At 50.4% G+C, this 14,334-nt stretch carries 14 protein-coding genes and 1 other annotated feature; of the genes, 1 reads left to right on the top strand and 13 read right to left on the bottom strand.

Going from position 1 to position 14,334, the window contains the following annotated elements:
• Window positions 1–4: 4 nt before the first annotated feature.
• From pheT to thrS, 7 genes are all read right to left on the bottom strand, one after another.
• Window positions 5–2,392, bottom strand: a complete 2,388-nt coding sequence (pheT, locus tag CS369_RS10220; RefSeq protein ID WP_196906994.1) for a phenylalanine--tRNA ligase subunit beta — start codon at window positions 2,390–2,392, stop codon at window positions 5–7.
• Between the two features lie 15 nt (window positions 2,393–2,407).
• Window positions 2,408–3,391: a phenylalanine--tRNA ligase subunit alpha gene (gene pheS, locus CS369_RS10215; RefSeq protein ID WP_196906993.1), complete on the bottom strand. Its 984-nt coding sequence runs from the start codon at window positions 3,389–3,391 to the stop codon at window positions 2,408–2,410.
• A gap of 55 nt (window positions 3,392–3,446) precedes the next feature.
• Window positions 3,447–3,571, bottom strand: a sequence feature (Phe leader region).
• The gene (pheM, locus tag CS369_RS10210; protein ID WP_195313495.1) at window positions 3,522–3,566 is read right to left on the bottom strand and encodes a pheST operon leader peptide PheM; all 45 of its coding nucleotides are present in this window, start codon (window positions 3,564–3,566) and stop codon (window positions 3,522–3,524) included. It overlaps the preceding feature by 45 nt.
• Before the next feature lie 236 nt (window positions 3,572–3,807).
• Entirely contained in the window at window positions 3,808–4,164 is a 357-nt protein-coding gene (rplT, locus tag CS369_RS10205; RefSeq protein ID WP_196906992.1) for a 50S ribosomal protein L20, read from the bottom strand.
• A 42-nt stretch (window positions 4,165–4,206) separates the two neighbouring features.
• Window positions 4,207–4,404 (bottom strand): 50S ribosomal protein L35, encoded by a 198-nt coding sequence (gene rpmI / locus CS369_RS10200; protein ID WP_196906991.1) that lies wholly within the window; start codon window positions 4,402–4,404, stop codon window positions 4,207–4,209.
• Between the two features lie 97 nt (window positions 4,405–4,501).
• Window positions 4,502–5,044, bottom strand: a complete 543-nt coding sequence (gene infC / locus CS369_RS10195; RefSeq protein WP_196907060.1) for a translation initiation factor IF-3 — start codon at window positions 5,042–5,044, stop codon at window positions 4,502–4,504.
• Window positions 5,045–5,047: 3 nt separating this feature from the next.
• Window positions 5,048–6,976 (bottom strand): threonine--tRNA ligase, encoded by a 1,929-nt coding sequence (thrS, locus tag CS369_RS10190; RefSeq protein WP_196906990.1) that lies wholly within the window; start codon window positions 6,974–6,976, stop codon window positions 5,048–5,050.
• A 447-nt stretch (window positions 6,977–7,423) separates the two neighbouring features.
• Between thrS and CS369_RS10185 the strand changes: the two genes are divergently transcribed.
• The gene (locus CS369_RS10185) at window positions 7,424–7,858 is read left to right on the top strand and encodes an FMN-binding protein (protein ID WP_195313310.1); all 435 of its coding nucleotides are present in this window, start codon (window positions 7,424–7,426) and stop codon (window positions 7,856–7,858) included.
• Window positions 7,859–7,930: 72 nt separating this feature from the next.
• Here CS369_RS10185 and CS369_RS10180 read toward each other — a convergent pair whose 3' ends face one another.
• The 6 genes from CS369_RS10180 to htpX form a co-directional block, all read right to left on the bottom strand.
• Entirely contained in the window at window positions 7,931–9,313 is a 1,383-nt protein-coding gene (locus CS369_RS10180) for an amino acid permease (RefSeq protein WP_196907059.1), read from the bottom strand.
• Between the two features lie 114 nt (window positions 9,314–9,427).
• Window positions 9,428–9,670, bottom strand: coding sequence for a YebO family protein (locus tag CS369_RS10175; RefSeq protein ID WP_196907058.1), 243 nt, complete (start codon window positions 9,668–9,670; stop codon window positions 9,428–9,430).
• 110 nt (window positions 9,671–9,780) lie between these two features.
• A complete protein-coding gene (locus tag CS369_RS10170; protein WP_196906989.1) occupies window positions 9,781–10,509 on the bottom strand; it encodes a GNAT family N-acetyltransferase in 729 nt (242 codons plus the stop codon).
• Window positions 10,510–10,590: 81 nt separating this feature from the next.
• On the bottom strand, window positions 10,591–11,382 hold the full coding sequence (kdgR, locus tag CS369_RS10165) for a DNA-binding transcriptional regulator KdgR (RefSeq protein ID WP_196906988.1): 792 nt from the start codon (window positions 11,380–11,382) through the stop codon (window positions 10,591–10,593).
• Window positions 11,383–11,715: 333 nt separating this feature from the next.
• Window positions 11,716–12,882, bottom strand: coding sequence for an oligogalacturonate lyase (gene ogl / locus CS369_RS10160; RefSeq protein WP_196906987.1), 1,167 nt, complete (start codon window positions 12,880–12,882; stop codon window positions 11,716–11,718).
• Between the two features lie 301 nt (window positions 12,883–13,183).
• Window positions 13,184–14,065, bottom strand: coding sequence for a protease HtpX (gene htpX / locus CS369_RS10155; protein ID WP_196906986.1), 882 nt, complete (start codon window positions 14,063–14,065; stop codon window positions 13,184–13,186).
• Window positions 14,066–14,334 lie beyond the last annotated feature (269 nt).

Raw genomic sequence — 14,334 nt, 5'->3', positions numbered from 1 at the left:
AGGTTCAATCCCTCAAGGATGCTTGGAATCGCTGTTTTAGTGCCTCTACGCATTGTGATACGGTAGCGGCAATATCCTCTTCTGCCAGTGTACGAGAGGTATCTTGCAATACCAGACTGATCGCCAGGCTTTTATACCCTTCTTCCACGCCTTTTCCTCGGTACACGTCAAACAAGTTTACGCCAACTAACTGATTTGCCCCAACTTTCTTACATTCTGACAAAACTTCGCCTGCCGAAACGTTTTCTGCTACCACAACCGCGATATCACGACGGTTCGACGGGTAGCGAGAAATTTCGCTCGCGTCAGGAACCACGCGGTCTGCGACCTTGTTCCAGCTCAATTCGAACACCACAGTACGGCCATTCAGATCCAGTTTACGTTCCAGCCCCGGATGGATTACGCCAATGAAACCAACCGGTTCCCCTGCCAGATAAATCGCTGCGCTCTGGCCCGGATGCAACGCCGGATGCGATTCGGCTTTGAACTCAATTTCCGAAAGTTTACCTGTCAGTGACAGCAGCGCTTCCAAATCGCCTTTAAGATCATAGAAGTCAACCGTCTGACGCGCCAGATCCCAATGTTCATCATAGCGATTCCCGGTAATCACGCCAGCTAGCATAAGATCCTGACGAATACCGAGTTTATCCTGACTATCAGGAACGAATCTTAAACCGCTTTCAAAGAGGCGCAGGCGGCTCTGCTGGCGATTTTGGTTATACACCACAGCCCCGAGCAAGCCGCTCCACAGCGACAGACGCATTGCTGACATTTCGGTGGAAATCGGGCTTGGCAGAATCAGCGCTTCTTCACCGGGATGAATCAGCGATTGCACTTTAGGATCGACAAAGCTATAGGTAATCGCTTCCTGATAGCCGCGGTCAACCAGCAGTGTTTTCACGCGCTTGAGCGAAAGCGCCGCTTCACGGTGCGACGTCATGGTGAGCGGCGCATAGGTCGGGATATTGGGAATATTGTCATAGCCGTAAACACGGGCAACCTCTTCCACCAGATCCTCTTCAATCTCCATGTCAAAACGCCAGCTCGGAGCTACGGCGGTCCAGCCTGCATCGGTGCGTGCCACGCTGCAACCAAGGCGAGTCAGGATATCGCTCACTTGTTCGTCTGAGACAACATGCCCAATCAAACGGTCCAGCTTTTCTCTGCGCTGCGTAATCGTTGCACGGGCAGGTAAATGAGCGTCATTGGTCACATCAATCACCGGCCCGGCATTACCACCACAAATACTCAGCAGCAGTTGGGTCGCACGTTCCATCGCTTTGTATTGCAACGCAGGATCGACGCCGCGTTCGTAACGGTGTGAGGCATCGGTATGCAAGCCGTGACGGCGGGCACGCCCGGTGATTGCTAGCGGATTGAAATAGGCACACTCAAGCAGCACGTTACGGGTTTCACCGCTAACCCCAGAGTGTTCACCGCCGAAAATACCGCCCATTGCCAGCGCTTTGCTATGATCGGCAATCACCAGAGTGTCAGCACTCAACGTTGCTTCATTGCCATCCAACAGCGTCAGGGTTTCACCTTCCTGCGCCAGACGCACCACGATACCGCCGTCCAGACGATCCAGATCGAAAGCGTGCATCGGCTGCCCCAACTCCAGCAGCACGTAGTTAGTCACATCCACCACGGCATCGATTGAGCGGATACCGCAACGACGCAGCTTCTCGCGCATCCACAGCGGCGTTGCCGCCTTCACATCAATACCTTGTACCACGCGTCCCAGATAACGCGGGCAAGCGTCAGACGCCTCTACGCGGATTGGGAAAGTATCGGAAACCGTTGCGGCGACCGGTGTAATGTCCGGTGCCGTCAGCGGCAGTTGGTTCAGCACTGCAACATCACGGGCTACTCCAATGATACTCAAGCAGTCGGCACGGTTAGGCGTCACGCTGATTTCGATGGCGTTATCATCCAGCCCGAGATAGGCACGGATGTCAGTGCCGATCGGCGCATCGTGCGGCAATTCGATAATGCCGCTTTGGTCTTCAGAAATGCCCAGTTCGGAGAACGAGCACAGCATCCCTTCAGAAGGTTCACTGCGCAGCTTGGCGGACTTGATTTTGAAATCGCCCGGCAGCACGGCACCAATGGTTGCAACAGCAACGCGCAGCCCCTGACGGCAGTTGGGTGCGCCACACACGATATCCAGCAGACGTTCACCGCCTACGTTAACTTTGGTAACGCGCAGCTTATCGGCATTGGGATGCTGGCCGCATTCAACGACTTCGCCCACCACCACACCATGAAACACCCCCGCAACTGCCTCAACGCCATCCACTTCCAGGCCGGCCATGGTAATTTGTTCTGACAGTTCGTCACTGCTGATCGCCGGGTTGACCCACTCGCGCAGCCAATGTTCACTGAATTTCATAATACTGTACCCGCCTTACTTAAACTGTTTGAGGAAGCGAAGATCGTTTTCGAAGAATGCGCGCAAATCGGTTACGCCATAGCGCAACATGGTCAGACGCTCCATCCCCATACCAAACGCGAAACCTGAGTACACTTCCGGATCGATACCCACATTACGTAATACGTTAGAGTGCACCATGCCGCAGCCCAGCACTTCAAGCCATTTGCCGTTTTTACCCATCACATCCACTTCTGCGGACGGTTCAGTAAACGGGAAATAGGACGGGCGGAAACGTACCTGCAAATCTTCTTCGAAGAAGTTACGCAGGAAATCGTGCAAAGTGCCTTTCAGGTTGGTAAAGCTGATGTTTTTATCCACGATCAGCCCTTCCATTTGATGGAACATCGGCGTATGGGTTTGGTCGTAGTCGTTACGATAGACGCGGCCTGGCGCGATGATGCGGATCGGCGGCTGCTGTTTTTCCATGGTGCGAATTTGCACCCCCGACGTTTGGGTACGCAGTAAACGCGTAGCATCAAACCAGAAGGTATCATGATCGGCACGCGCGGGGTGGTGCCCCGGAATATTCAACGCATCGAAGTTGTAATAGGCATCTTCGATTTCCGGCCCAGTGGCTACCGAGAAACCCAACTCACCGAAGAAGGTTTCGATACGATCGATGGTACGTGTGACCGGATGCAAACTGCCGTTTTCCATAGTGCGCCCCGGCAGGGAAACATCGATGGTTTCTTCTGCCAGACGGGCGTTCAGCACTGCCGACTCCAACGTTTGTTTGCGGACGTTCAGCGCTTCTTGCACATCCTGCTTCGCCTGGTTGATGACCGTACCCGCCGCAGGGCGTTCGTCTGCGGGCAAATCGCGTAGCGATGTCATTTGCAGGGTTAAATGCCCTTTTTTGCCCAGGTATTCGACACGCACATTATCCAGCGTCGCAATATCCTGAGCCGCGTCTATGGCTGTTCTGGCATTCGCTACCAGCTCTGCGAGATGTGGCATTGCATTCCTCTTCTTCTGCCTGTATGACTAGTTATCATGATTAGAACCAAACGCAAACAAAAAAGCCTCCCGGCGGGAGGCTTCAAGCGCTATTTTTCGTTTCTTTTCTTACGCGCAAAGCCTCCTGAGATCAGGTGCTAAAGTAAAAAAAGAAACGGAAAATAGCAGTAGTCATACTTGCGTTACCTTAATGTCAATACGCTTGCGCGTCACCAGTGTCGATGTTTATCGCCAATAGCCTATCGGCGGACACGTTTACGGTAAAAATGTTACTACAAACAGCACTGTCTTATTGGAAATCGACGCGAATCAAAAGTCAATCACAACCGTTATGGATATCGCTCAATGTGACAGAAAGGACACACTGGCGTCTCCTTAAACGAAAAGAGGGAGCAACGCTCCCTCTTTCCACTGGCTTACGCCAGGGCTGCTTTCGCTTTTTCAACCAGTGCAGAGAATGCCACTTTGTCGAATACGGCGATATCAGCCAGGATCTTACGGTCGATTTCAACAGAGGCTTTTTTCAGGTCGTTGATGAATTTGCTGTAAGACAAGCCATTTTGGCGAGCTGCTGCATTGATACGTGCAATCCACAGCTGGCGGAATTGACGTTTACGTTGACGACGGTCGCGGTAAGCGTACTGACCAGCTTTGATTACTGCCTGGAAGGCAACACGATAAACGCGCGAACGGGCACCGTAGTAACCTTTCGCTTGTTTCAGAATTTTCTTGTGACGTGCACGAGCAACCACACCACGTTTTACGCGAGCCATATGCTCTCTCCTAAAGTCTTATTCTTGATTCAAAAAGGTCACTTATGCGTACGGCAGACATGCGACAACCAGGCCCAGATCTCCTTTGGAGACCATGCCCTTCGGACGCAGATGACGTTTACGCTTAGTCGCTTTTTTGGTCAGAATATGACGCAGGTTAGCATGCTTACGCTTAAAACCACCTTTGGCGGCCTTTTTAAAGCGTTTAGCGGCGCCACGTACTGTTTTGATTTTTGGCATGTTAATTTCCACTTCGCATTGTTGATATAATGAATCAGCTAAGGCGAACAAAACCCGCGCGATGCGGACACCGCACGGGTTCTATTACTTGAATGCCTTACTGTTTCTTCTTCGGTGCAAGCACCATGATCATCTGACGGCCTTCGATCTTCGTAGGGAAAGATTCGACCACTGCCAGTTCACTCAGATCGTCACGAACGCGGTTAAGCACTTCGATACCAATCTGTTGGTGCGCCATTTCACGTCCACGAAAACGCAGGGTGATTTTGGCCTTCTCACCGTCTTCCAGAAAGCGAACCAGGTTGCGTAGTTTGACCTGATAGTCGCCATCATCAGTACCAGGACGGAATTTGATTTCCTTAACCTGGATAACTTTTTGTTTCTTCTTCTGTTCCTTGGTGGCCTTACTCTTCTCGTAGAGGAACTTGCCGTAATCCATGATTCGGCAAACCGGCGGCTCGGCGTTAGGACTGATTTCAACTAAATCAACACCTGCTTCCTCGGCTTTCTCTAACGCTTCATTCAGACTGACAATGCCAATCTGCTCGCCATCGACGCCCGTTAGGCGTACCTCTTGCGCGCGAATTTCTCTATTGATGCGATTAGGACGCGCCGGTTGAACTCGTTTTCCGCCTTTTATACCTTATTCCTCCAACTGATGAAGACTACGGCTGCGAATTTCTTGTTGCAGCTGCTTGATCACTTCGTTAACGTCGATGCTTCCCAAATCTTTGCCGCGACGGGTGCGAACGGCCACTTTGCCCGCATCCACCTCTTTATCACCGCAAACAAGCATATAGGGAACACGTCGTAAAGTGTGCTCGCGGATTCTAAAGCCTATTTTCTCATTTCTCAAGTCCGCTTTTACACGAATACCTGCATCTTGCAGTTTTCGCGTCAATTCACTGACATATTCGGACTGTCCATCGGTGATATTCATCACCACAGCTTGCACCGGCGCCAACCAGGTTGGGAAGAATCCGGCGAACTCCTCGGTAAGAATACCGATGAAGCGCTCCATGGAGCCCAATATGGCGCGGTGAATCATCACCGGCACCTGACGCTCGTTGCTTTCGCCCACATAAGAGGCGTTTAAACAGCCCGGCAGTGAAAAGTCGAGCTGCACCGTACCACATTGCCAGGCGCGCTCCAAACAATCGTGCAAAGTAAATTCAATTTTCGGACCATAGAACGCCCCTTCACCCGGCTGATAATCAAACGGAATCCCGTTTTCCGTCAGCGCAGCCGCCAAATCGTGCTCAGCGCGATCCCACATATCATCGCTACCGATGCACTTTTCAGGGCGGGTGGAAAGCTTAACAACGATTTTTTCAAAGCCGAAGGTGCTGTACATGTCGTACACCATCTTGATACAGCTATTCACTTCTGCACGAACCTGTTCTTCGGTACAGAAGATATGGGCGTCATCCTGCGTAAATCCGCGTACGCGCATCAACCCGTGCAGCGAGCCTGACGGTTCGTTGCGGTGACAACTGCCGAATTCGGCCATGCGCAGCGGCAAATCGCGGTAAGATTTTAACCCCTGATTGAAAATCTGCACATGCCCCGGGCAGTTCATCGGCTTGATGCAATATTCCCGGTTCTCTGACGAGGTGGTGAACATGGCTTCTTTGTAGTTTTCCCAGTGCCCGGTTTTTTCCCACAGCACGCGGTCCATCATAAAGGGCCCTTTCACTTCCTGATACTGGTACTCTTTGAGCTTCATGCGCACAAAAGCTTCCAGTTCACGGAATACTGTCCAGCCATCGTTGTGCCAGAACACAATGCCTGGCGCTTCTTCCTGCATATGGTACAGGTCGAGCTGTTTGCCAATTTTTCGGTGATCGCGCTTGGCGGCTTCTTCCAGACGCTGCAAATAGGCACCCAACTGTTTCTTGTCCGCCCAGGCCGTACCGTAGATACGCTGCAACATCTTGTTTTTGCTATCGCCACGCCAATAAGCACCCGAGGTTTTCTGCAATTTAAAATGATGGCAGAAACACATATTGGGCACATGCGGATCTCGACACATGTCGATGTATTCTTCGTGGTTATACAAACTGGGACGATCGTCGTGGCTGATGTTTTCATCCAGAATGGCGACCTTATAGGTCTCGCCACGCGCGGCGAAGACATCACGCGCTTCCTGCCAACTGACCTTTTTCTTGATAACGTCGTAATCTTTGTCGGCCAGTTCATGCATGCGCTTTTCAAGCAGATCGATATCTTCCTGCGTCAGCGTGCGATCTAAATCAACGTCATAGTAAAAACCATTATCGATGAACGGGCCGATCGCCATTTTGGTATCCGGCCACAGTTGCTTGATGGCGTGTCCCAACAGATGCGCACAAGAGTGGCGCAGGATCTCCAGCCCCTCTTGATCCTTGGCGGTAATAATCGCCAATTGAGCATCAGAGTCGATCAGATCGCTGGCATCCACCAGTTCACCGTTAACGCGGCCCGCGATACAGGCTTTAGCCAGACCCGGACCAATATCCAGTGCCACATCAAAAGGAGAAACGGCACGATCGTATTGACGCTGACTTCCATCAGGAAGCGTAATAACAGGCATTCTAGTTCCCTTATTCGCAGTGGTGACCCACACGAAAGATCACATACGAAAATGAATTTATATAGTTTTCAAAACATTGTGTAACCATCTAACCAACCGTCGTTAAATTGGTACACCTGGCACAAAATCAAAATCCCACGAAGCGTGGGATTGGTGACAAACTTCATGCTACCACCATTAGCAGTGATGAACCAGTCACTTACAACGTCCGTTAGCGCGTCAAATAACCGCTATTTTCCCACTTATCATAACGTGTTTGTCTTACCGGTCACATATTGCCCTACAATTATAATGGTTATGACCTCGTTTTGTTAAGCAGAACACTTTATTTAACTAAAGTCAGCGGTACTCTTCATCCACTATTGGTGCCTGAAATTGGCCCCAACAGACAGATTACTTTATACATTTACGCACAAATACACTGATAAGAATACTGAGGATGAAACCATGAAAATGAAGTTCATACCCATTGTTGTGGCAAGCCTTTTCGCTGTGGGTGTTCACGCTGCCGATGGTGCCATCAAAGACGGGACATACCGCGCTGAAACCGTTAATTTCGATGATAAAGGGTGGAAACCGTTTGTAGAAGTGACCTACAAAGACGGGAAAATCGCTGCCGTAAAATTTGACTACAACAGCCAAAAAGACGGTCATCTGAAAACCACTGATGTGGAATACAATAAGAAGATGAAAGCCGCAACAGGTGCGAACCCAGAAGAGTATACAGTCAAATTGGCTCAAGGATTGGTTGAAAAACAAAATCCGGAAAACGTTGATGGTGTAACTGGTGCCACCCACTCCAGCGAAGATTTTGTCGTGCTGGCGAATGCGGCAATTGCCAATGCAAAAGCAGGCAAGACCGACGTAGCGAAAGTCGAATAATACCTCACTGCACTTCATCGCCGGCGTCGACATGATGACACCGGCGATGAGAAGAAAATCAGCTTAATCCTGCTATTCTTTCACGCCATGCGCCAGCATTTCTGCCGCTTTACGACGCTGAGACAGGTAAAAACCCAACCAGATAACGCCCACCCAAACCGGGATTAACAACACAGAAATCCGGATACCTGGGGTCATTAGCATGATGACCAGAATGGCTGCCAGGAAAAGCAAACACAGGTAGTTGCCATATGGATAGAAAATCGCCTTGAAGTGGGTCACTACGCCACGCTGGTCCATCGCGCGGCGAAAACGCAGATGCGCCACACAAATCATGATCCAGTTAATCACCAGAGTTGAGACTACCAGCGCCATCAGAAGCTCGAAGGCCTTACCTGGCATCACATAGTTAATCAGCACACCAATCGAGGTCGCCAGCGCAGAAAGCGCAATGGAACGCACCGGTACACCGCGCCCATTGACGCGAGACAACCAGCGCGGCGCATTCCCCTGCGTCGCAAGACCAAATAACATGCGGCTGTTGCAGTAGACTCCGCTGTTGTATACCGACAACGCCGCAGTCAACACCACCAGATTCAGCACATTGGCGATAGCGTTGCTGTCCAGCGCATGGAAAATCATCACAAACGGGCTGCCGCCGCTGACCACGTTCTGCCATGGGTAAAGCGACAGCAGGATATAGAGCGAGCCAATATAAAAGATCAGAATGCGGTAGACGACCTGATTAGTCGCTTGTGGGATGGAACGCTTAGGTTCGGCTGCCTCAGCGGCAGTGATCCCGACCAGTTCCAATCCACCGAAAGAGAACATGATCACCGCCATCGCCATCACCAGGCTATTGACGCCGTGCGGGAAAAAACCGCCATGTTGCCACAGGTTGCGTACCGTAGCCTGCTCTCCACCCTGCCCGCTTAACAGTAACCAGGCACCAAATCCAATCATGCCAAGGATCGCCAGGACTTTGATGATGGCGAACCAGAATTCGGTTTCACCATATACTTTCACATTCACCAGGTTGATGGCATTGATCAGTATAAAAAATACCGCCGCCGATACCCACGTGGGCACATCAGGCCACCAATATTGAATGTAGATCCCGACGGCAGTGAGTTCAGCCATGCCCACCAGGATAAACATTGCCCAGTAGTTCCAACCTGCGAGGAAACCGGCAAAGCTGCCCCAATATTTATAGGCAAAGTGGCTGAACGACCCTGCAACCGGCTCTTCAACTACCATTTCGCCCAACTGGCGCATGATCAGGAAAGCAATAATGCCTGCGACACCGTATCCCAACAGTACAGAAGGTCCCGCCATCTGAATGGTCTGCGAGATCCCTAAAAACAGCCCCGTCCCTATCGCACCGCCTAAGGCGATTAGTTGAATATGGCGATTATTTAATCCCCGTTTTAATACCAGCTCACTCTCTACCGCCATGTTGTATTCACTTTTCCATTTGCTGTTTTTGATTATTGTACGCACGTCATCACGTTGGTTACGTGCGCTATGTAGAAGCAATGCAGGCGAGCACCCAAGCTATTGCAATCAGCCTTAGCGCTCGGGAATAACGTTGAACGCATCAAATTCGGGTGCGGGTGCGGCCGATGGGTGCAACACTGTTTCAGGCTCAGATGGCGTAACATCCGCAGTGGCAGGCGCTAACGATTGAAGCAACGCGGTTTGAATACGTTGCTGTTCCAAAATTTCTTGCAACAAGCGGATCTTTTCATTGGCACGGACACTGGCGCGATTAACAAAAAACCATACCAGAGAGGCAAACAGCACCATCAACATGATAAAAACAATCTGTAAAATATTCACAACAACCCCAACTCATACTCTCAACCCAAGCATATCCGGGTCATACTATCACTTCGTAGCCGCCCACGCCTATTACATCCTGCTCATGAACCCTCTTTCAGCCGAGACTGCCTGATAGCGGCAAGCGATTGGATCTGTTTTCCTTCAGCATCGAAGTTATCCTGTGCCAGCCAATCGAGAAAATACAGTTTGCGTTGTGGCCATTCGGTATCCAACAGCGAAAACCAGGCAGTGTCACGCGTCCGTCCTTTATAAATGACAGCCTGACGGAAAACCCCCTCAAAGGTAAACCCCAAACGCAGAGCGGCACGCCGCGACGGTGCATTCAGGCTATCGCACTTCCACTCGTAGCGACGATAGCGCAGTTGTTCGAAGACATAGCCCATCAGCAAAAAATGCGCTTCTGTCGCAAGTGGCGTGCGCTTTAATGCAGAGGAAAAAGCGACAGAACCGACTTCGATAACGCCGTGATTCACATCAACGCGCATCAACGAGAATGTACCCACCGCGTTATCGGTGCGTGTGTCGATAACCACATAAGATTGAGTATCCTGCCGCTGTTCTACCGCGGTCAGATAAGCACGGTACTCATCCTTGTCACGAAACGGGCCGACAAACATATAGATCCAATCGCGGCCATCCGGCGCGTCGGCGTAGGCGGCATAAAGCGCATCGGCATGCCGTGCCACACTTAATGGTTCAAGCCGACAAAAACACCCGGTGAGCGTGATACGCCCTGGGAACGCCCGCACTGACCATATAGGAAGCACTTCGCCGACAGGTTGCCCATAGCGGTTCACATGCTCAGCCATTATTCTCATCCTCTAGATGTTAAAAAACCCACCGTCAGGCAGGCTTTTTGAGAAGCAATCGTGTGTTCAGCGAAAGACGATTCAGAACGGATAGTCGTGATACCCCATCTGCTCGGAGATGTTTTTTGCTGCGTGATGCAACATGGCAACATATTCGTGCATGCTCTCTTCAGCAAAGCGAATGGTAGGGAATGAAATACTCAATCCGGCAATCACCACGCCGAAACGGTCAAAGACGGGCACAGCAATGCAGCGCAAGCCCTCTTCCTGTTCTTCCTTATCTTCCCCATACCCTTGCTGGCGTACGGTATCGAGCAGAGGCAACAACTCATCAGCGCTACCCACCGTATGCAGCGTGCTACGGGTAAATTCCACTTTACTCAGAATTTCAACCACTTCGTCACGATCGCGCCATGCCAGCAACACTTTACCAATGGCGGTACTGTGCAGCGGGTTGCGACGACCAATGCGGGAATACATGCGCAGGTTGTACATGGAATCGATCTTGTGAATATAAACGATACCATCTTCATTCAACGCACCGAGGTGGATAGTTTCTTTCGTCAGCGCGGACAATTCGCGCATCTGAATATCCGCACTACGAATCAAATCTACGTTTTGCAACGCCTTGGCGCCCAGTTCGAAAAACTTAAGCGTTAACGAATACTTCTCGGATTCGCCTTCCTGCGCGACATATCCCAAGGACTTCATCGTCTGCAAAAATCGGTACACTGTACTTTTAGACATCATGACGCGCTGAGAGAGTTCCGTAATACCGATCTCTCTTTCATCACCTAATGCCTGCAAAATACCAAAAACTTTCAAAACGGACGACACGGAATCGGGCTGTTTATCTAAATCTGCAATAGCCATTTTTTTGGGTACCCTACTCAGTTTTTTGTTTTAAAAAAATAGAACAATGGTTTTAGTATAAAGAGAACACGCTGATTATAGCAATGGAACAATAACGATAATCAAGGGACTTACTTATTATTAAAGTTATTATACCCGTCACACTTCACATTACGGTGGCGTTAGCGACGCTCGCTTGCCCGAATCACTTATCCCTATAAGCTTTTCGAACCTCACTCGTTTGCTGACGACCTTACTGCAACACGAAATATTCAGGGCTTATTCTATTCGTCACCGGGAACACAGTGACGAATAGAAGAAACTCCATTCCGTTGCCGGGATGGGGTTTTGGGGTTACTTCCAAACTGAATCAGGTACGGCGGCAAGATAAAGGGCTGGTTTGCCATCCACATCCGAGGTAAACAGGATGCGTTTATTGTCCGGCGTAAAGGACGGATGCGGGTGCGTTACCTGACGATCGCCTCCCAATACTTTCCACGAGGTGTTGTGCTGTGCAACGCGGTGTTCTTTGCCGGTTTGCAGGTTAAACACATACAGGAACGGATCGTTTTCGATTTTGTAACCACCGTCATCTTGTACATCGACCGGTGCATCGGAACCATCACCAACCAAGAGTGTACCGTTATAGTTACTCATCAGGTGAGAACATGGCGGCATAACGCGCAGTTGCGTATCTTCCAACGTAACCGGGTTGATGCTGCGGATATAACGGTTGGTGTCATCTTTCAGGTAAGACACATAGATCATGGCAGAGCCATCCTGTACCCAGAATTCGTGCGTGCAGCTTTCACCTTCCGCATGCTCTTTGACTTTACGCATGTTGCTGCCGTCTTCATTGATGAACCACATACGGGCATCAACCAAGTCATGGGGACCTTCATGGCAGAACGCGACAGTGTTGTCGTCGCCAGGGCGATAGATCGGGTGACCCAGCCAGCCTTTTTCTTGCAGAATGGTCTGCGCTTCGCCGGTTTTCAGATCGATACGGATCAGGCGACAGCACGGATTGGTGAAATAGAACTCCTGGAATTTTTTCCAGTCGGTCAGCGGCTGCCAGTCTTCTTTCTTGATCTCAATCCCCACCATCTTGGTGCAATCGGAGTTGGCAACCCAGGTACCGTAACCTACCCACTCATCCGGTACTTGATAAATCGTGGTTTCTTCCAGCGTGTTCAGATCAACGCGCATCAGGTTGCGAGTGTTCTTCACATAGTACAGCGCATCATCTTCAGGAGACATGAAACCACCGAAGGTGTTGTCGCCCTTGCCTTCCGTCAGCAGTGTCGCTTCCTGCGTGTTCAGATCCAGCAGGTAGTAGTTCCAGGGGCCATAGAATGCGCCACCGAACAACAGTTTGCTTCCATCATTGGAGAAGCACTTCTGGTAGAAATAGTTGCGATGGCAAATAACATCGGGAGGAGTTAAACGCACCACTTCGGTGCCGGTTGCTGCGTCTTGGTAGGTATGAAACGAGACGGGAATCTTTTTGCCTTTGGCCATCGTAAATCCTTAGAACATATCGAAAAGAATACGGCTAGCACCAGCAGATGACACAAGTCTTGCGACTCACCGCCACCCTGATGCGATAGATCTGTAGTACCAGTATTATAGAAACAATATTTCATTTTTCCGTGATCACGGTTTTATTTTATGAAACATTCTCCTGATTTTCATCCCCTGTTTTCCCAGTAAAAAAGGAATTTATGCTATCAAGACAGAGGTATAGAGGATAACACGTTATTGCGGACAGGGAGCCCGTAATGGACTCCCTGTTGTGGAATGGTTTGTTTTTGTGGAAGTTTTATTTCAGATAAGCGCCGCTGCGCAACGCTTCAATGCGCTTATCCAACGGCGGGTGCGACATAAATAACTCGCTGAAAGATTTTGATTTACCGTTGATACAAAACGCCATCATGCTGCCTTCTTCCTGCGGTTCGTAGCTGGTTTTCAAACGCTGCAACGCGGCAATCATCTTCTCACGGCCCACCAGTTTCGCCGATCCGGCATCCGCATGGAACTCGCGGTAGCGCGAGAACCACATGGTGATGATGCTCGCCAGAATACCAAACACCAATTCCAGCACCGTTGCCACGGTAAAATAGACCAGCGGGTTACCGTTACTGCTTTCACCGTCGTCGCGGTTGCCAGAAAGGAAACCGGATGCCACCTGCGCGATCAAGCGCGAGGTAAAGATAACAAAGGTGTTCACTATGCCTTGAATCAGCGTCATGGTAACCATATCACCGTTCGCCACGTGGCTGATTTCATGGGCAATGACCGCCTCTGCTTCATCACGGCTCATGTTTTGCAGCAAACCGGTGCTTACTGCCACCAGCGACGCATCGCGTCGTGCCCCCGTCGCGAAGGCATTGATATCGGGCGCGTGATAAATAGCGACCTGCGGCATCGCAATGCCAGCCTGCTGCGATTGTACCCGCACGGTTTCAAGCAACCAACGCTCGGTTTCATTACGCGGTTGTTCGATCACTTCACCGCCCACCGAGCGTAGCGCCATCCATTTGGACATCAGCAGTGAAACGAACGCACCACCAAAGCCAAACAGGCCAGCCATGATCATAAGCCCCTGGACACTGCTGGATCGAATTCCCGTCAGGCTGATAACCAGCCCAAATACCAACATCACCGCCAGGTTGGTGATCAGGAAAAGCGCAATACGCATCATAACAGTCTGATTTCCTCTCTAAAGGGATTAACATTGTTCACAACACGATGGTATGGGTTATCACGCCGTTTTCAAGCATTCTTAATCTTCCTATCGCTAAAACGACATAACTTTACATTTTGCAACAACTTGACCCACCGCGACACGCAGCACACTCGTTCGGCCTATCATCGCACCAGAGTCATACCCGCGAAACCGCACTATAAAAATCTATGGTCACCCCCGTTTTTGCAACACTGATTTTCGATTGATGTTGGGCTTGCTTAAAT

It is taken from the genome of Candidatus Symbiopectobacterium sp. 'North America' (assembly GCF_015762685.1).
In the GTDB taxonomy this organism is placed as follows: domain Bacteria; phylum Pseudomonadota; class Gammaproteobacteria; order Enterobacterales; family Enterobacteriaceae; genus Symbiopectobacterium.
This window is presented reverse-complemented; position numbering and strand designations above follow the sequence as displayed.

Excerpts from the sequence above, each read along its gene's own strand:
- pheT (WP_196906994.1), bottom strand. The coding sequence starts at position 2,392 with ATGAAATTCAGTGAACATTGGCTGCGCGAGTGGGTCAACCCGGCGATC.
- pheS (WP_196906993.1), bottom strand. The coding sequence starts at position 3,391 with ATGCCACATCTCGCAGAGCTGGTAGCGAATGCCAGAACAGCCATAGAC.
- rplT (WP_196906992.1), bottom strand. The coding sequence starts at position 4,164 with ATGGCTCGCGTAAAACGTGGTGTGGTTGCTCGTGCACGTCACAAGAAA.
- rpmI (WP_196906991.1), bottom strand. The coding sequence starts at position 4,404 with ATGCCAAAAATCAAAACAGTACGTGGCGCCGCTAAACGCTTTAAAAAG.
- thrS (WP_196906990.1), bottom strand. The coding sequence starts at position 6,976 with ATGCCTGTTATTACGCTTCCTGATGGAAGTCAGCGTCAATACGATCGT.
- CS369_RS10185 (WP_195313310.1), top strand. The coding sequence starts at position 7,424 with ATGAAAATGAAGTTCATACCCATTGTTGTGGCAAGCCTTTTCGCTGTG.
- CS369_RS10180 (WP_196907059.1), bottom strand. The coding sequence starts at position 9,313 with ATGGCGGTAGAGAGTGAGCTGGTATTAAAACGGGGATTAAATAATCGC.
- CS369_RS10175 (WP_196907058.1), bottom strand. The coding sequence starts at position 9,670 with ATGTTGATGGTGCTGTTTGCCTCTCTGGTATGGTTTTTTGTTAATCGC.
- CS369_RS10170 (WP_196906989.1), bottom strand. The coding sequence starts at position 10,509 with ATGGCTGAGCATGTGAACCGCTATGGGCAACCTGTCGGCGAAGTGCTT.
- kdgR (WP_196906988.1), bottom strand. The coding sequence starts at position 11,382 with ATGGCTATTGCAGATTTAGATAAACAGCCCGATTCCGTGTCGTCCGTT.
- ogl (WP_196906987.1), bottom strand. The coding sequence starts at position 12,882 with ATGGCCAAAGGCAAAAAGATTCCCGTCTCGTTTCATACCTACCAAGAC.
- htpX (WP_196906986.1), bottom strand. The coding sequence starts at position 14,065 with ATGATGCGTATTGCGCTTTTCCTGATCACCAACCTGGCGGTGATGTTG.